General features: G+C 55.6%; 19 protein-coding genes and 1 pseudogene. 7 read left to right on the top strand and 13 right to left on the bottom strand.

Annotated features, from left to right (window positions below):
• Positions 1-6 precede the first annotated feature (6 nt).
• The 7 genes from ACW55A_RS21225 to ACW55A_RS21255 all read right to left on the bottom strand — a co-directional run bounded on the left by ACW55A_RS21225 (position 7) and on the right by ACW55A_RS21255 (position 6,934).
• Positions 7-753, bottom strand: coding sequence for an HAD-IB family hydrolase (locus ACW55A_RS21225; RefSeq protein WP_003371292.1), 747 nt, complete (start codon positions 751-753; stop codon positions 7-9).
• Positions 754-1,704, bottom strand: a complete 951-nt coding sequence (locus ACW55A_RS21230) for an HpcH/HpaI aldolase/citrate lyase family protein (RefSeq protein ID WP_003371290.1) — start codon at positions 1,702-1,704, stop codon at positions 754-756. It abuts the gene before it with no gap.
• The gene (locus ACW55A_RS21235) at positions 1,704-2,798 is read right to left on the bottom strand and encodes a cysteine protease StiP family protein (protein ID WP_046719953.1); all 1,095 of its coding nucleotides are present in this window, start codon (positions 2,796-2,798) and stop codon (positions 1,704-1,706) included. The genes ACW55A_RS21230 and ACW55A_RS21235 overlap by 1 nt, the downstream gene beginning before the upstream one ends.
• Positions 2,791-3,549 carry an HAD family hydrolase gene (locus ACW55A_RS21240; RefSeq protein ID WP_003430718.1) on the bottom strand — a complete coding sequence of 253 codons (759 nt, stop codon included), beginning with the start codon at positions 3,547-3,549 and terminating at the stop codon, positions 2,791-2,793. Before ACW55A_RS21240 ends, ACW55A_RS21235 begins: the two co-directional genes overlap by 8 nt.
• Positions 3,542-4,675, bottom strand: coding sequence for a phosphoribosyltransferase domain-containing protein (locus ACW55A_RS21245; protein ID WP_498811576.1), 1,134 nt, complete (start codon positions 4,673-4,675; stop codon positions 3,542-3,544). The genes ACW55A_RS21240 and ACW55A_RS21245 overlap by 8 nt, the downstream gene beginning before the upstream one ends.
• A gap of 66 nt (positions 4,676-4,741) precedes the next feature.
• Positions 4,742-5,881, bottom strand: a complete 1,140-nt coding sequence (locus ACW55A_RS21250; RefSeq protein WP_498811577.1) for a trypsin-like peptidase domain-containing protein — start codon at positions 5,879-5,881, stop codon at positions 4,742-4,744.
• A gap of 54 nt (positions 5,882-5,935) precedes the next feature.
• Positions 5,936-6,934 (bottom strand): ATP-grasp domain-containing protein, encoded by a 999-nt coding sequence (locus ACW55A_RS21255; protein ID WP_455809580.1) that lies wholly within the window; start codon positions 6,932-6,934, stop codon positions 5,936-5,938.
• A gap of 119 nt (positions 6,935-7,053) precedes the next feature.
• Between ACW55A_RS21255 and ACW55A_RS21260 the strand changes: the two genes are divergently transcribed.
• Positions 7,054-7,599: a DUF1523 family protein gene (locus ACW55A_RS21260; protein ID WP_003371273.1), complete on the top strand. Its 546-nt coding sequence runs from the start codon at positions 7,054-7,056 to the stop codon at positions 7,597-7,599.
• A 44-nt stretch (positions 7,600-7,643) separates the two neighbouring features.
• Here ACW55A_RS21260 and ACW55A_RS21265 read toward each other — a convergent pair whose 3' ends face one another.
• The 3 genes from ACW55A_RS21265 to ACW55A_RS21275 form a co-directional block, all read right to left on the bottom strand.
• Positions 7,644-8,051, bottom strand: coding sequence for a PIN-like domain-containing protein (locus ACW55A_RS21265; RefSeq protein WP_498811578.1), 408 nt, complete (start codon positions 8,049-8,051; stop codon positions 7,644-7,646).
• On the bottom strand, positions 8,048-8,740 hold the full coding sequence (locus ACW55A_RS21270; RefSeq protein WP_498811579.1) for a DUF433 domain-containing protein: 693 nt from the start codon (positions 8,738-8,740) through the stop codon (positions 8,048-8,050). Before ACW55A_RS21270 ends, ACW55A_RS21265 begins: the two co-directional genes overlap by 4 nt.
• Positions 8,741-8,979: 239 nt before the next feature.
• On the bottom strand, positions 8,980-9,201 hold the full coding sequence (locus tag ACW55A_RS21275; RefSeq protein WP_498811580.1) for a glutathione S-transferase family protein: 222 nt from the start codon (positions 9,199-9,201) through the stop codon (positions 8,980-8,982).
• Between the two features lie 53 nt (positions 9,202-9,254).
• On the opposite strand from ACW55A_RS21275, the pseudogene ACW55A_RS21280 reads away from it, so the two are divergent.
• Positions 9,255-9,461, top strand: a pseudogene (locus tag ACW55A_RS21280) (winged helix-turn-helix transcriptional regulator); the annotation flags it as partial.
• A 250-nt stretch (positions 9,462-9,711) separates the two neighbouring features.
• On the opposite strand, the gene ACW55A_RS21285 reads toward ACW55A_RS21280, so the two are convergent.
• Positions 9,712-10,146: a pilin gene (locus ACW55A_RS21285; RefSeq protein WP_003371267.1), complete on the bottom strand. Its 435-nt coding sequence runs from the start codon at positions 10,144-10,146 to the stop codon at positions 9,712-9,714.
• 226 nt (positions 10,147-10,372) lie between these two features.
• Here ACW55A_RS21285 and pilB point away from each other — a divergent pair, with 226 nt between their 5' ends.
• From pilB to yacG, 5 genes are read left to right on the top strand one after another with little or no spacing between them, the layout of a single operon-like run.
• The gene (gene pilB, locus ACW55A_RS21290; protein ID WP_003430729.1) at positions 10,373-12,067 is read left to right on the top strand and encodes a type IV-A pilus assembly ATPase PilB; all 1,695 of its coding nucleotides are present in this window, start codon (positions 10,373-10,375) and stop codon (positions 12,065-12,067) included.
• Between the two features lie 2 nt (positions 12,068-12,069).
• Positions 12,070-13,287 carry a type II secretion system F family protein gene (locus ACW55A_RS21295; RefSeq protein ID WP_003371261.1) on the top strand — a complete coding sequence of 406 codons (1,218 nt, stop codon included), beginning with the start codon at positions 12,070-12,072 and terminating at the stop codon, positions 13,285-13,287.
• A gap of 1 nt (position 13,288) precedes the next feature.
• The gene (locus ACW55A_RS21300; protein WP_003430731.1) at positions 13,289-14,161 is read left to right on the top strand and encodes a prepilin peptidase; all 873 of its coding nucleotides are present in this window, start codon (positions 13,289-13,291) and stop codon (positions 14,159-14,161) included.
• Positions 14,158-14,781: a dephospho-CoA kinase gene (coaE, locus tag ACW55A_RS21305; RefSeq protein ID WP_003414821.1), complete on the top strand. Its 624-nt coding sequence runs from the start codon at positions 14,158-14,160 to the stop codon at positions 14,779-14,781. The genes ACW55A_RS21300 and coaE overlap by 4 nt, the downstream gene beginning before the upstream one ends.
• Positions 14,778-14,987, top strand: coding sequence for a DNA gyrase inhibitor YacG (gene yacG / locus ACW55A_RS21310; RefSeq protein ID WP_002552020.1), 210 nt, complete (start codon positions 14,778-14,780; stop codon positions 14,985-14,987). The genes coaE and yacG overlap by 4 nt, the downstream gene beginning before the upstream one ends.
• A 138-nt stretch (positions 14,988-15,125) precedes the next feature.
• Here yacG and ACW55A_RS21315 read toward each other — a convergent pair whose 3' ends face one another.
• Positions 15,126-15,584 carry a hypothetical protein gene (locus tag ACW55A_RS21315; RefSeq protein ID WP_057401677.1) on the bottom strand — a complete coding sequence of 153 codons (459 nt, stop codon included), beginning with the start codon at positions 15,582-15,584 and terminating at the stop codon, positions 15,126-15,128.
• A gap of 104 nt (positions 15,585-15,688) precedes the next feature.
• On the bottom strand, positions 15,689-17,161 hold the full coding sequence (locus tag ACW55A_RS21320) for a tetratricopeptide repeat protein (RefSeq protein WP_248672633.1): 1,473 nt from the start codon (positions 17,159-17,161) through the stop codon (positions 15,689-15,691).
• Between the last annotated feature and the right edge of the window lie 148 nt (positions 17,162-17,309).

Here is a 17,309-nt window from a genome sequence, read left to right on the forward strand (position 1 = left end):
ACAGCCTTACCGTGTTGGCCCGTCTTTGCCATCAGGATTGTGTAACTTGGCGTTAACGGGGCCCTTATAGCGGCCTCGACGCCACGTCGGATGGAACAAACGCCAGTGCGCATCCTGAGCAGCGGCGAGCAATTCGTGGTCACCTCGGGTGTCGCCCCAGGCGCGAACCCGGAACTGGGTCAATGGCCCGTAAACGCTCTCCAGGCGTGCAACTTTCGAGTCGCAACGGCAGTTGCTACCTTCGATCAAGCCGGTCAGCTTGCCGTCGATCACTTCCAGATTGGTACCGATCAGCTCTACTTTCAGGCGATCAGCGAAAGGTTGCAGGACCATAGCAGGCGATGCTGAACAAAGCGTGACAATGGCACCCTTCTCGATTTCAGCGGCAATGGACTCCAGCGCGGCAGGACGCATCAGGCGTTTCCAATGCGACTGGCAGAACGCTTCAGCCTTCTGCTGCAGCCACTGCACTTCGACGCCACTGAGGAAGGCCTTGATCAGGCGGCCTTTCAGTTCGTCGCGGGTCACGCGCTTGGCGAGAAAGCCGATGCTCGGCAATACCAGCCGGGCCATACGCACAGAGAAGGCTCGTTGCCCAAAGGCGAACTTGAGAAACGGCACGAAGCTGTCGTGTCGGGTGATGGTCCCGTCAAAATCGAAAACCGCCAACAGGCGTTGTTCAACTTCGATTTCAAGGTCGGGTCCTGCTGGTTCAAGATCGGGTTCTACGGTTTCAAGGTCAGGTTCTATCATCTAGCTAACTGCCTCAGCGAGTCGAATGCTGGCATCCATGATCGAAGCGGGTGCGGATAACACTCCATGCCATTTGGCGCGCTCCATGATGTGGGTTGCCCATTTATAGTGGGTAGCCGGTTCACACATCGCGTCGTTGTACTTGAACACTGCGGGGGCCACAGAGTTCAAAATCATCCGGGCGGAGTTGATGTCCTCCAGACTGACGCGTAGCGCATTCTGAATGATATTGACTTGCGAGGGGTGAATTGCCGTTTTACCGACCAATCCATTGGCAATATCCAGCGCCAGCTCATGCTCCAAAATGTCCGGAGTAGCCAGTTGCTCGAACACCGGAGCGGTAAGCGCAAAGCCCTGCGAACCCATGACACCCGCCAGCATCGGGATGACATACCCCATCGGCGTCGAATACAGGGTCATGGCCGGATTACGGCGCAGCCCCAGGCAGCCCATCAAGTCATTGCCCCCGATGCGCAGCGCAATGATCCGCTCGCACAGACTGGCCTTCAAGGCTTCCCCCAGCTCGACCATCGCTGTCGGATTGAACACTTCAGGGGTTTCCAGTGTAGGCATCAACGCCAGCGCCGGGTTGGTGACGGCCTGCTCCCAGTTCGTCAGACTTTTCAGCGAGAGCTTGGGAACAACGAAACCGTCGACGTGCGCCATCAGCGGCCAGTCGTTGAGAATTCGCGCCATCGCAGCGTCTCTTGGACGCACGAACAGCAGCGGACCGTCGGCCGGACGACCGCCACGATCGCGGATACGGGTGAGTACCTGACGAAGATTGAGTAACGCCGTGTCGACATCGGTCAGTGCTACGGCGTCTTCCAGACAGACGACCAGCGAACGCAGCTCGGGAATCTTTTCACCGAACACCACATCGACGATGTCGTCCCGGGTCGCGGGCATGTACAGCGTTGCCCCCAGCGCATAAGGCGAGAATAAGGCCATTAGCTCAGACTCCGAATGATGGTCACAGCCCGATAGGGCCCCAGGAGATCGCCAACTTCTTCGACGGGAATCCCCGCTTTTTCGGTCAGGTGCAACAGCAATTGCACGTCGCTGTCAGCCAGGTTGCGCACCAGTACATGATCCGGCACGCGGCGCATGACGGCTCTGGTTGCTTCGGCAATGCCCGGCTTGATGCGATTGAAGTTATTGATCCCGAAGCGCTCGGCCAGACGGTCGACCACCTGTAATGCGGCGGCCTTGAGTTCGGTTCGCTGAGGCAGCGTCCAGGGTGTCAGTGTGAGCGTAGAACTGTTTTGACGACGCTGGCTGTCGATCTGTTCAATAAAAGACTGCGTGACGTCGTGGTCGCGCAACTGCTCGTACACCACGCAACCGTGCAGCCCGCCGTCCGTCGGCCAGATAGAGCGCGACACCAGACCGGACACCGTGGCACCGAGAATGCCGGACGGAATCACCCAGTCCTCTGCCGACGCTGCCAGCCAGGCACTGCCGCACGGATCGGCCAGCACCACCAGCCGTGGCTGATCCGGAAAGCGCGTATCGCCCGCCAGACTGCGACGGATCTCCCCCGAAATCGCGCCCTTGCCGGTCCAGCCGTCGACGAACACGATGTTCTGCGCGCCGTGGGCCTGAATAATGGCTTCAAGCGCCACCGTATCAATGCCGCGATCACGGACGATACTGATGCCGTAGTGGTGCGCTTCGCGGCCCAGATCGATCAGCGCCCGTCGCAACAGCACACCCAGCGGCAGACCGGCGCGCACGAACGACACCAGAATGATTTCAGCGCCTGTGCAATCGCGGTCAAGCGTCTGGGCCAGGGCCTGTACATCTTCGGCCATGCGCGCGCCGTTCTGCTTGAGCGCCCGCTCATACAGCGCCTTGTGAGCGACGCTGGGCGCTGACTCCTCGCTGATCATTTCCGAATAGTGCTTCTGTCGCGTCTGAATCAGGCGCTCCTTCTCCTCGACGCTGGTGGTCTGCATCGCCACGCCGCGCAACAGGAAATGCACGTCGTCGTGCAGGTAACTGCCACTACCGACCGTATCGAGCCCGTGAACGGGATCACTCATGCGCGGCTCCGACAAACATTTTCGCCAACTGACTGCGGGCAGGCGTCGCCCACCAGTGGCACTCCTCCATGAAACCCAGATCGGTAATGCTGTCGCCAAAACCGAGCACCGGGCGTTCGCCATTGATCGCTTTGTCGCGTCGCAGCCACTCCTGAACCGCGTAACGCTTGGCCAGCCCTTCGGGCAGAAAGGCCAGATTGTTGCCGTTACCATGAATATGCATGCCGTCGAGCAAGCCACGCGCCTGCACTTCGGCCAGCACTTTGCCGAGGATGCTGTCATCGCTCTCGTTGTGCTTGGTCACGACGTAATGGAACAACTGCGCCTCTTCGACCACCCAGCCGCGCAATGAAAACCCCAGCTCCTGACCGATCGCCAGTGTCGTCGCCGACAGCTCATGCAGGCGCGACTGGTAACTGGCCAGGGTCTGTTTCATCTGTTCGTTCCAGTCATGGTCCAGCCGTCCCATGACATCGAGCATCACGCCACCATGGGAGCAGATCGCACCTGCGGTGAACGGCAGTTTGACCCGGCTGTAGGCCTCGACACTGCGCGCCGTCACCGGCACCACATCGGAATGCGCCAGCAGCCAGTGCGCGAACGACTTCTGCACATTGGTCATGTAGCCATTGGCATTACCGGAGATGTCCAGCGTTGCGACGTGCTTTTCAATGTCAGCCGGCGTTTTGCGTGCGGTCTGGAACAGGGTGTCGTCCAGATCGACGAAGATCAGCGGGCGGTCGTTACTCATCGCAGATGACCTCGGCGTTCAGTGCTTCGATCAACTCGGCAGGCACCGCCTGCCTTGGGGTTTCGGTACAGATCAGCACCCGGTCGAACTGACCCGGCCGCACGTTGTAGAGGAAGTTGGGAATGCCCAGGCCATAGTTGTCGGAGAACGACAGCGCATGGCCGATGGCGTGACCGAGTGCAATCGGTGAACGGCTGGTGGAGCTGAAGTGCACGTCGGCTCCGGCCTTCTCCAGACGCTCGGCGAGCAGGAACGGACGCCAGACGAACTCACTGGTGCCAACCACCAGAATGCGCTCGCCCTTTTTGACGGTAATGCCGGGTGCCAGCGTATCGGCCACCGAGAGCACACCCATGCGTCCCCAATCGTTGGCGGTGACCAGCGGCCAGTCCCCCATGGCAACGGTGCCGACTTCCGGCATCTCCGGCAGCGGCGCGCTTACGTCTTCATCAAAGGAGTAAGAGCCTTGCAGCAGCGAAACCTGCTCTGCCACTGCGCCCATCGAGGTACTGACCGCGCCCGCCGACCAGTCAGTGAGCACGCAGGTCACCACGCGCTCGATCTTGCTCAACCCGGCCTCGACCAGCGCCTGATGCAGGTTGATGAAGGTCTTGCCCGTCGACGCCTCGTCATCGACCAGCACCAGCGAACGGGCACCGAGCATCATCTCGCGTAACGCCGGATCAACGGGCAGGTGGATCAGATGAGCGCTGGCGTGGCTGTGCTCTTCTTCAAAGCGGGCAAACAATGCGCTGCCGGTCGGATGGCGCGTGCTGACCATGTACAAGGCATCCGGGCGCGTTGCGCTGTAGGCACGGTGTACGCCGGCACCAAGGCCGACAGCCGTTTCGGCCATGCCGATGACCAGCACCGGACCGGGCAGGTCTGCGGGGATCTTGTGCGCCAGGTCCTGAAAACTTTTCAGCATCACGCCTGGACGCGCAGGGATATGGCGCCCCAAGACTCGGGACACGAAGAGAAACGCGCGCTTGGGGTTACGCCGCTCGGCGAAGCCGAACAGTGAATCCGGAGCGATGGTCGACGAATCGACGCTGACATCGAGGCGACCACGAAGCAGATCAGCACGAAGCTTTGTAGGGTTGGAAAAAGCTGCGCTGCTGTCCATCGATAAATTCCTGATTAGCGGGGCCGCAGCCCCTGACGCCTGCAGACCAGCCAGGCAACACCAACTTCATTGGCGAGAGGCTTCAACGAGCCATAACGACGACTGAGCGGTGCGTGAGATTTCTGTGGTGGTGTAGGACCTTTCCGGGCGGGCATGCGCAGCGTCGATGCGGCACGCCTGCAGAAAGGCCAGCAACAGTGCGGACTTCACGGCGAAGTTCATGTTTTGCCCGTCCGGTACGGTTGAGGTCACCATGCCAATCACCGCGCCCCCATTGTCGAATAACGGGCTGCCACTGGACCCCGGCTGTATCGGTGCCGTGAACTGAAACAGGCTGGCATCGTTGTGCAGACCGAACAGACCGGAGATCCCGCCCTGAGTCACCTGCAACCCGCCACCTGAAATGGACGCCAGTGGATAGCCCAAAACCGCTACGGTATCACCCGGCTCACAGCCCTGCCCGTCCCGGAATGTAACCGGAGACAACAGCGGTGCGCCCTGCACGCGCAGCAGCGCGATGTCGTTGCGACGGTCGATGACCACCGGCTCGGCCTTGTAACGGCCCTCCAGTGAAGTGATGTAGAACACGCCCATGTCTTCGATGACATGCGCACAGGTCATGACGTGCGCCGGGCCGACCACGAACGCCGTGCCGGTCGCCGACTCATGCCGCGGCCCGACTCCCGAACCCGCAGACGGGCGGCGCGGATGACGGTCGTCCACGTCCAGACCGATCTTGCGCCCGAACGCCGACAGTCCATACGCCGAGCCTTCGCTCAGCGCGCGGAATTTCCATTGCTCATTGCGCTGGTAGAACTCGCCGATGATGATCGCCGCTTCGCCGTTATCGCGCAGGTCCAGGCGGTGCTCGATATCACCATCCACGTTGAGGTGCAGGCTGGCAATATCACGGATCGGCCCCATGGCGGCGTAGACGTAGACCATCAGCAGCACGCGATCACTGCCCGTCGGCAACCTGTCCAGCCTTAACGTGCAGCCAACGTCCTGAGGGCCGCCGCTCCACTCCATCCAGCCCTGCTCCTGATGCAGCAGCGCCGGATCACCCATTGGCTGGCGTTTGTCGTTGACCGCCAGCAAGGCGACCGCTGCGTACTCACCAAAAGCCGAAGACTTACCGCTCTCCAGGTTCCAGGAGCAGTGGGAGTTAGCTAAAGCAGTGTTTGCACCTGGCGCAAGAAGCTTCATGCCCGATCCTCCCTGATAAGAGCGATTAGTGATAGCAAAAATCTATTATCACGATCAAACCGAGGCCCGTACAGCGACCGTGATGGCCTTGACGCGGATATCTTCGAGCCAATGTGTTTCCGGTTCTTTCAAGCCGAGACGCCGGGCCGCGAAAATACCCGGCAGGTTGATGCCGGTTTCACGGGTGTAGCCAATGCCGCCTGAATAACGCGGGTTGATCTCCAGCAAGCGCGGCTTGCCATCCGCGTCGTCGCGGGTCTGCACATTGATCAGCCCGTCGCAGGCAAAATGCTCCGCCGCACGTACCGCCAGCTGTACCGCTTCGCTGTCACGCTCGAAAGTCTGATTGAGCCCCACCTTGCGCCGCCCGACAAAGGCGACCGCCTTGCCGTGCTCGCAAACCATGTCTACCGAACACTCACTGCCCGGCATATACGGCATGAGCAGCATGTCCGGCACGTCATCAGCCTGACGATAAGCATTAAGGTACGCCTGAAAGGTCGTCTCACGCGCATCGGGGTTGGCGAAACAACGAAAATCGTCAACGCCGGTCTTGAAGCGCCAAAAGCCGCGCCCGTAAATCCCGACCACCGGCTTGATACACACCTCGCCAGACACCGCCAACGCATCGTAAGCCGTCTGCAACTCCTCGGCATTGCTGACGGCAATCCCCGGAATACACGCCAGCCCCGCCGCCTCGGCCGCCGCCGTGAAACGACTCTTGTCATCGACATCCATGAAGGTCTGCAGGGACGTTCCGCCGGTAACGAGGTCCAACCCTTCAGCGACAAAACGCGCACGCTGCGCTTCGTAAAAGCTGCCTATACGCCCGGCGACAATAATCTTGACGCCCAGCGAGCGAGCAGTCTGCAGCACCCAGTCGATACGCTCGTCGTTATCGACCGGCTCTTGCAGCGCCACATCGGCCTGCCCGGTGATTTCGGAACGCTGCTGACGATGCGAAGCGATGATCTGTACCGACGCAGGCAGCGCATCGCGCGCACCCATGATCACTTCACGCTGGCTGGATTGCCCTTCAAGGAACCAAATCATGTCAATCTCCGGGAGACAACGCCGTCAGCAACGGCCTTGTCGAATTTTGTAATAACTGTTTTGCTTCGAAATGTTCGGATTAGGGCAAAGTCACGCAATTTTAAACAGAGGACGCTGGTATGAAGTGGCTGAGAAGGTCGATTTGGCTTGTGGTATTCGTTGCACTGGGGATCGGCGCATTAAGCCTCTACTACGTCCTGCCGCGCCATGATGTCGTGATGATCACCGGCGTGGAAGTCAAAAGAATGGACGCCGACGGCGTCATCAACGCTGAAAACCCGGCAGACGGCCCGACCCGCGACGTGTACTTCATCAACACCGAAGACCCGGACACCAAGAAAGTCGTGGTCTACCGCAACGAAGACACCGGCTGGAGCTTCCCGTGGTACTTCAAATTCGACTCCGCCGACATCCAGGCCAAAGCCCAGGGCTACTCGCGTGACTCCCAGCAACTGGCTTTGATCCGTTACTACGGCTGGCGGATAACGATCCTGTCGATGTTTCCCAACGTGACAGAGGTTGAGGCGGTGACGAGTCGTGATCAGCCGTTTCCGATTTTTAATACGATCTTTTTTGTGGTGGTGGGATTGCTGGTGGTGATGGTTGTGGTTGGGGTGAGGAGGCGGTTTAAAGGGCGGGCGCGGGTTGATGGGGTGGTGAGGTAACTTTCATACTTTAGATACTGCGAAAAGTCCGGTCTATGATCGGGCTATATATGGAGCTGCTGGAACTTGCGAGCCGCAGAAAACGCCCATGGCACACGAAAGGCTGCGCCGCCTTCGATTAGCAAAGCCTGCTCGGTAATTGAAGGCCACCACCTGACCAAGTTTTCTGCCTTGTTCCAGTAGGTCATTTTCCCCCATTGCCTGGCAAGACAGAAAATGGGCATCCCACACTCCCGAAATGCCCGACGCTCAGCGTCTCCCTTGGAAAACTTGTCCTGAGACACGACCGCCCAACCGCCTTCTTTTTTGAGATGGGTCACCCATTCAATATCAGCGGAGTTGGCAGGGAATCTTTCACGCAGCGATACCACTGAGTGACCTTCACTCTTGGTCAGCTCATTGAGCGCTCTGGCGATAGCGGGCGGCAGATTGTTATCGATCAAAAAATTCAAGCCGCGATCCTGTGCTCAAAATTGACTGCGGCTTCCACTGCTGCAGGCGGAATCTCATAAAGTAACGCTACACGCTTCGCGTTCTGGCCTTCAGCCAGATAAGAATGATAGATCGCTGCTGTGTCGATTCCCGTTGTTGCCAACACCGGTTTGCCGAAATTCCTTGCCGGGTCCAAAACAACTGCCTTGCTTCGCTTTACCGGATACCAGCGCTTTGCCGACTCTTCACCTGCGTAATCAATGCCCTCGTACAGAGAGGGCGTAATGACCTGCTTGAACGCATATTGCCGCTTCACCAGATCCAGCAGAGCCTCATCACCCGTTTCATCCAGGACGGTCGCGAAAATGTCTCGTCCGTCAGTTTGAAAACGTCTGCACGTAAACGGGTAGAACTGACCGAACATTTCTCTGGCTTGTAACGAGGCGCTGCGGATCGCTTGCAAGCTGACGCCGTGCTGGCGAAATGCATGAACAAAACGAATTTCCAGCAGGTCGTGGAAGCCGAGCAGCTTGTCGTCCAGAAATGCGACCTCTGGCGTCCAGAGGCCGGGGTGATCGACGCCTGCCGCGCTGTAGCCAAACATCCATCTGCGAATGTCTTTCGCCGAAATGCCAGTGTATGAGGACGCTTCTGCTGGGGTATAGAGACCTAATCCGAGGAGGCGGCTGGGTGATGTAGTAGTGTTCATAGCCTCTCTCCTCATGTGTGGGGTAATCAGGTGAGTAATTCTGGGCTTGATTCGGATATCAATCAACGGACGTTTTGATAACCGAAGTGGATCAGGAAGTGACCTAATACAAAAGCTGAAATGTCCTACGATGCAATCGCATAGCACCAAGCAATCGAATCAAAGCGCTCCCAACGAAGCACATTCGCCGGGGGCGTTATTGTTTCAACAGGTGAGTCTGATCTGAGTCTCTAGCAGGCTCAGGCCTTGTTGAACAGTTCGGGAAAACCTTCCGCTTTCAGTACAGCCTTGACGGATGGACGTGCTTCGACTCGGGCCATGAACGCTTGCAAAGCAGGTTGCGCTTCCAGCGAAATGCCAAAATTGACAGACCAGCGTGTTACCGCGAACAGGTAGGTGTCAGCAACGCTGAAATCGTTAACCAGCAGGTAATCACGGCCATCCGCCAGCAGGCCATTCAAGTAGGTTTGTCTGGCGATGACCGGACGCTGAGCGTCGGTGGCATCAGCTTAAGGAGATGGAAGAGAAAGGTGTGGTGATTAGGACGGTGCTGGCGACTTCGCCACCTTCTGCGGAGTACAGCCTTTCGGAGTTGGGGCTGGAGTTGCTTCCTGCGATTGAGGCGATTGCGGAGATTGGGTATAAGCTTAGGTTGAAGCGGAGGGATGAAATGGTTGAATTGGCAGGTGGTAAACCACAGTTGAACAGTGACTGGCCTTAGTCTGACATCAGCATCAAGAAGACCATCATATTAGCTGAAAACGCCAATAGTGAAACTAAGATACCGCGAAGAGCCAATTACAACAACCAACACCACTTCAGAACCTTTACCACCAAGTAAGACCTGTTAAGTTATCGCGGATGCTTATAGCATGGCATGGCATTTAAAAATTCATAGCGTGTGGCACACAAAGAATAGCCCAGCCTACGGCTAGGCTATTCCATACCCCTGACAAAAGGGGATTTAACCATTAAGTTTTAGGAAGGTAGGCGGTTGTAACCGTACCACCAACAGTCCATGTGCATTGAGCACTTGTAACACATATCATTGAATATACCACGGTTTTTGCGTCTACGTCAGCGCTACCGGTAGCTTGCATCAAAACTGTAACAGTCCCCTGCGTTGCTGACGTACCAACAGCAGTAACAGAAGCAACATACTTACTATTTATGCTAGCAGCAGCCGGCAAACCTAAAGATGCATTTGTTGTTGCAGTCGATAGACTACCGTCATTGAAAGCCAGCGCAAGTGCTTGCTGCGCCGGCGCAGAAATTGCGGAGGCCTCAGAAACCTTAGCCTTTAATGTGTAAGTGTTATATGAAGGGATTGCGACGGCAGCCAGAATACCGATGATCGCAACTACTATCATGAGTTCAATTAACGTAAAACCTTTTTGTGCTTTCATTGCTACTTCTCCGAGGCGTCAATTATGTGGTGCCTTGCGATCGAGAAAGCATAGGTCGTGCCAACAATACAGCAGCTCTGACTGCTGCAAGAATATGCGAAATACACGACTCTGAAAGGCTCAGAAATCAGCAGAAACTGACAATTTTCGTCACATGTCTCTCTGCCATTTGGCAGCACCGCCCGACTGCGCTATAACCCACCCATTGTCTGTGTCTGGTGGTTTTATGACTGATGCTGTCCTCACTGGCTTGGCCAAACAATTGGTCCTCGCCGAGCTACTTACTGAATCTGTTGCGCAACAAGCGTATCAACAGGCGCGCCGCGACAAGATTTCGTTGGTGAGCTATCTGGTTCAGAACAAACTGGTCAAAAGTCTGACACTGGCAGAGATGGCTTCCGACCAGTTTGGCGTGCCATTCATGGACCTCGCCAGTCTGGACAAAGAAAGCCAGCCTAAAGGCCTAGTGAGTGAAAAGCTGGTTCGACAGCATCATGCCTTGCCGCTGTGGCGACGTGGGAACAAGCTGTTCATTGGCATATCGGACCCGACCAATCATCAGGCAGTCACCGATATTCAGTTCAGCACCGGCCTGAATACCGAAGCGATTCTGGTAGAAGATGACAAGCTGACCACTGCAATAGATCGCTTTTTTGACAGTGATACCGGTCTAGGTAATCTGGAAGATGTCGATCTGGGCTTGGATATCGAACCGGCCGATGGCAAGGAAACCTCTCTAGCTACACAGAATGATGCTGACGATGCTCCAGTAGTGCGATTTGTCAACAAAATGCTTATGGATGCCATCCGATTAGGATCATCCGACTTGCACTTCGAGCCCTACGAAAAGATCTTCCGTGTACGCTTGCGTACCGATGGCATCCTGCACGAGGTCGCCAGACCGCCGATCCATCTGGCAAACCGTATTGCTGCGCGCCTGAAGGTCATGGCCAGCCTCGATATTTCGGAACGACGCAAACCGCAGGACGGAAGGGTCAAGTTGCGGGTGTCCAAAACAAAGGCTATCGATTTTCGTATGAATACCTTGCCCACACTGTGGGGCGAAAAGATTGTGATGCGGATCCTAGACCCGACCAGTGCGCAGATGGGTATTGATGCTCTGGGCTACGAGCCAGAACAAAAGGCACTGTATCTGGAAGCGCTGAAACAGCCGCAGGGCATGATTCTCGTAACTGGTCCCACTGGGTCCGGCAAGACTGTTTCGCTGTATACAGGCCTGAATATTCTCAATACCGTAGACATCAACATTTCTACAGCCGAAGACCCGGTGGAGATTAACCTGGAAGGTATCAACCAAGTCAACGTCAATCCGCGTCAGGGGCTGGACTTTTCTCAGGCATTGCGCGCGTTCCTGCGTCAAGATCCCGACGTAATTATGGTCGGCGAGATTCGCGACTTGGAAACTGCCGAAATCGCCATCAAGGCGTCACAGACCGGCCACATGGTGCTGTCAACCCTGCACACCAACAGTGCGGCAGAAACCCTGACTCGCCTGCATCATATGGGTGTCGCAGCATTCAACATTGCTACAGCAATCAACCTGATTATTGCGCAGCGCCTTGCGCGCAAGTTGTGCAGCCACTGCAAGAAAGAACTCGATATTCCTCGCGAGACACTGATTCGAGAAGGTTTTCCTGAAGAGAAGATTGGCACTTTCAAGATTTATGGCCCAGTGGGCTGTGAGCATTGCAATAGTGGCTATAGAGGCAGGGTCGGTATTTACGAAGTCGTCAAGAAAACAGCGGAACTGGAGCGCATAATCATGGAAGAAGGCAACTCATTAGAGATTTCCAGGCAGATGCGTAAGGACGGCTTCCACGACTTGCGAACCTCGGGCCTTTCGAAAGCTATGCAGGGCATCACCAGCCTTGAAGAAGTCAATCGCGTGACCAAGGATTAAACATGGCCAGCAAGGCAGTCAAAGTCATCGTTTACACGTGGGAAGGTGTGGACAAGAAAGGCACTAAAACCAGTGGAGAACTGAGCGGCCATAACCTGGCACTTGTAAAAGCACAACTGCGCAAGCAAGGCATCAATCCGACCAAAGTGCGCAAGAAGTCCGCTTCGATCTTCGGTAAGGGCAAGAAAATAAAGCCACTGGATATAGCTTTTTTTTCTCGGCAGATGGCCACAATGATGAAAGCCGGCGTTCCATTGCTGCAGTCGTTTGACATCATCAGCGAGGGTGCTGAAAACCCGAACATGCGTACGCTCGTGGGTTCACTCAAGCAGGAGGTGTCGGCCGGCAACAGCTTTGCGACGGCATTGCGACAGAAACCGGAATATTTCGATGACTTGTTTTGCAACTTGGTAGATGCCGGTGAGCAAGCAGGGGCACTTGAGAGTCTGCTGGACCGAGTGGCAAGCTATAAGGAAAAGACGGAAAAGCTCAAGGCTAAAATAAAAAAAGCAATGACGTACCCAATCGCCGTGTTGATCGTAGCGATTATTGTATCAGGTATTTTGTTGATCAAAGTGGTACCGCAGTTTCAATCCGTGTTTGCTGGTTTTGGTGCGGACTTACCTGCGTTCACTCTAATGGTTATTGGTCTTTCAAAAATTGTTCAGGAGTGGTGGCTGTTAATCGTTGGCCTATTGTTTTCAGGATTTTTTTTATTTAAACGGGCTTACAAAAAATCTCAAAAATTTCGCGACGGACTTGATCGTCTTTTGCTAAAGGCACCACTCATTGGGCCTCTTATTTTCAAATCTTCGGTAGCTCGCTATGCGCGCACACTTGCTACGACTTTTGCCGCTGGTGTACCGCTTGTAGAGGCGTTGGACTCGGTTGCTGGAGCCACAGGCAATGTAGTGTTCAAAAATGCAGTCAATAAGGTCAAGCAAGACGTTTCCACAGGTATGCAATTGAATTTCTCGATGCGATCTACGGGAGTATTCCCAAGCCTTGCGATCCAGATGACAGCCATTGGCGAAGAATCCGGCGCCCTGGACACCATGCTCGACAAGGTAGCTACTTATTACGAGGATGAAGTCGATAACATGGTCGACAACCTGACCAGCCTGATGGAACCTATGATCATGGCCTTTTTGGGAGTGATCGTCGGCGGCCTTGTTATTGCCATGTATCTCCCCATCTTCAAACTCGGAAGCGTTGTCTGAAATGCCCCTCCTCGATTTCCTGGCCAGCTCACCGCTGGCCTTCGTCATTACCTGCTGCCTACTCGGCCTCATCGTCGGAAGCTTCCTCAACGTAGTCGTCTACCGCCTCCCCAAAATGATGGAGCGCGAATGGAAAGCCCAATCCCGCGAAATGCTCGGCCTGCCCGCCGAACCCGATCAGCCAGTCTTCAATCTGATACTGCCGCACTCCAATTGCCCGCACTGCGCGCACAAAATCCGCCCGTGGGAAAACCTGCCGGTCATCAGCTATCTGCTGCTGCGCGGTAAATGTTCGCAGTGCAAAGCGCCGATCAGCCAACGTTACCCGCTGGTCGAGCTGACCTGCGCAGTGTTGTCGGCCTACGTCGCCTGGCATTTCGGCTTCGGCTGGCAGGCAGCGGCGATACTGGTGTTGAGCTGGGGCCTGCTGGCGATGAGTCTGATCGACGCCGACCACCAGCTGTTACCTGACTCTCTGGTGCTGCCACTGCTGTGGCTGGGCCTGATCGTCAACGCCTTCGGGCTGTTCACCTCGCTGAACGATGCGCTGTGGGGAGCGGTGGCCGGCTATCTGGCGCTGTGGTCGGTGTTCTGGCTGTTCAAGCTGGTGACCGGCAAGGAAGGCATGGGTTATGGCGACTTCAAGTTGCTGGCCATGTTGGGCGCGTGGGGCGGCTGGCAGATTTTGCCGTTGACCATCCTGTTATCGTCGCTGGTGGGCGCGGTGCTTGGGGTGATCATGATGCGTGTGCGCAGGGTCGAAAGCGGTACGCCTATCCCCTTTGGTCCTTATCTGGCCATTGCGGGGTGGATCGCTTTGCTCTGGGGTGGTCAAATAACCGACTCTTACATGCAGTTTGCCGGTTTCAGATGACTCACCCTGATGAAAAACCCTGGATTCTTGGCCTGACTGGCGGCATCGGTAGCGGTAAAAGTGCAGCGGCGAAGTGCTTTAGCGACCTTGGCGTCGACACTGTGGATGCCGATCATGCCGCCCGCTGGGTAGTCGAGCCCGGGCGCCCGGCGCTGGAGCAGATAGCGGCGCACTTCGGTAAAGGCGTGTTGCAGACCAGCGGCGAGCTGGATCGAGGCGCGCTGCGCAAGCTGATCTTCGAAAACCCCGAGCAGCGGCGCTGGCTGGAAGCGCTGCTGCATCCGCTGATCAATCAGGAAATCGTCAGCCATCTGGCCAAGGCCAAATCGCCGTATGCCATTCTGGTCTCGCCACTGCTGGTCGAGTCCGGGCAATACCGCATGGTTCAGCGGCTGCTGGTGATCGATGCTCCGGCGCACCTGCAGATAGAACGCACCATGCTGCGCGACAGCTCCAGCCAGGAGCAGGTCGAAGCCATTCTCAAGGTGCAGATCCAGCGTGAAGACCGCCTGCGTCATGCCAACGATGTGCTGGTCAACGACCGCGATCACGCTTGGCTGAACAGCGAAGTCGAGCGGCTGCACCACTTTTACCTTACTTTGCGTGGAGGCCAATCATGAGCCAACCAATGACCGTCCAATGCCCAACCTGCGATGCCCCGGTGGAATGGAGCGCCGCCAGTCCGAGCCGCCCGTTTTGCTCAGAGCGCTGCAAACTGATCGACCTGGGGGCCTGGGCTTCTGAAGAGCATGCGATTCCGGTGAGCCCGGATGCTGAGGATGAATTGTTCTCGGGTGATCTGGAGGCTCCGCACCGGGGGCATTGATAGCCCTCAATGCGCAGGCAACTCTGCTTCTGTCCAACGGGTGTCGGAGTGACCGCGGCGGCGATCCGCATTACTCACAAAGGCTGCCTCACAGTCGCCTGACTCCAAGCGGCTGTGGTCAACCTCTCAAGGGTATATTCACCTGACGCTCATTTTCCTGAGCCCAGAAACCGCAATCAGAAAATCTCGTGCAGACCAAACCCAGCCTCCCAGCAAAAGACAGGGAACCAGTATGGAAAAGAATTGATGAAAGTCAGAAAATGGCCTCTTGGCAACCCCCACTCCAACAATCGCCAGAATAAAAAGACAGAAAAACAAATAACCGAGCATTCTAAAAAACAAATAAACGACGTTTGAAAACCTCATACTGCCTACCCACACCACACCCTTTGGCGAGAAAAGTGCCATCCAACAAGCGTGGCATGCTGTCGACCAACCAAAGCAAGTAAACTGATAGGTCGATATTCGAACTCCCGCGTCAAGATAAATCCAGGCATACGTGGCATCCATCACCTCACCGGCAGCTGTTAAATGACCGGTAAAATAATAGAGACCTATACCGCCCAACACATAAACCGCCAAACCCAAAATAAACACTGCCAGGTTCCTGCTTCAGGGTAATTTTACCTTCACCACTCCGCCCTTTTTTTCAGAGCAGGATGACGCGTTTTCCAAATCGTTAAAAAGCTGTGCAAAAATTCTTATTTCAGATAGTTATCGACAGCAACGCTCTTGTTTCTACAAATCTCGTGCGACAGTCTGTCTCCATCCACAGCCTTTCCGGAATCCATCTCCTGCGCAACCTTATCTATCGCATCTTTGTAGACTTCGCTGTCAGGGTTTATGCTAGACGCGCACTTCATCAAGGCATAGCTAATCACTGGATTTCTCGAAACACCCAGACCTTTCTCATAAATCAGGCTAAGGTTCGCGAAAGCGACGTCGTCATCCTGTCCTGCCGCTTTCCAGTACCAGTCCATAGCTTTCGAGTAATCCTGGGGAACACCATAGCCGTGTTTGTACATGTTGCCTAACTCGTTTTCCGCATAGGCAATGCGCTCCGCGGAGAGCGCACGAAAATACAGCAGCGCTTCTGCATAGTTACGCTCAACACCACGCCCCTCTTTTAACATGAGCGCAAGTTGATACTGCGCACGAGGCATACTTTGAGCCGCAGCCAATCGATACCACTTTGCAGCTGTGGCGTTATCAACAGCACCGCCACGGCCTGATTCAAAAAGACTTGCCAGATCAGCCTGCGCAACGGCAAGCCCTTGAGTAGCTGAGAGCCTAAGCCAATAACGAGCCTCTTTGTAGTCCGTCGCTGTCCCTTTGCCAACGCTATAAAAATATCCAATCTTGTACTGCGCAGGGGCATAGCCAGTTGAAGCGCTGCGCCGGTACCAGGCAAGGGCGCTCTCATAGTTCTGTTCTACACCTTTGCCATACTCATAGGCTTGGCCCAGCGCCAGTTGACCGATAGGGTCGTTTCCCGCAGCGGATTTTTCATACCATTTAAATGCCTCATGCTCATCTTTCTCGACACCCGTTCCTTCCGCGAGGCTTTTAGCCAGGTTTCGTTGCGCCAGGAGATCGCCTTTCTCGGCTGCCAATTTGAGAAAGCGAAAACCTTTGGCCGCATCACGGTCGACACCACGACCTTCGATGTATCCCACCCCCAGAATATTCAACGCCTCGGCATCACCACTGTCAGCGGCACGCTGTATGAAGCCAACCGCTGACGTTTCATCTTTTTCTACGCCTCTTCCTTCGCCAAGCATAAGTGCGTATCGGGACTGTGCAGCAGGTAAACCTTGCTCCGCAGCGACCTTATAAAGGTCAGCAGCCTTTGATAGATTTACAGCCGTGCCAATACCGTTTTCATAAAAAAAACCTAACCTGTACTGAGCCAGCACCAGCCGCTTTTGTGCGGCGGCAGAGATATTCTCAAAGGCCTTTAGCGTATCTTTGGATACACCTTTCCCCTCCTCATACTGCAACCCGATGTAGTACTCGGCCTCAGCATTACCCTTGGCAGCCTCCTTCTGGAAGAGAGAAAATGCTTGCTCATACAGTCCTTGACTGTACGCATCCAGGCCTTTTTGCATTGATGCCAATGCATCCGCTGAAAGACAAAAGAACAAAAACCCGGCGAAGAGTGCATCAGCTTTCAATATCCGCTTCCTGAATACATGTTTAGAGGCCCTCATCACCCGCCACATTCGCCCGTAGGCATTTGGCATCGAACAGGCACAGAACGCTTGTAGGCCGGTAAAAATGCAGATCAAGATCTGCCCGACCCAGAGAGGAAAATAGCGTCAT

It is taken from the genome of Plantibacter cousiniae (nom. nud.), from assembly GCF_977070315.1.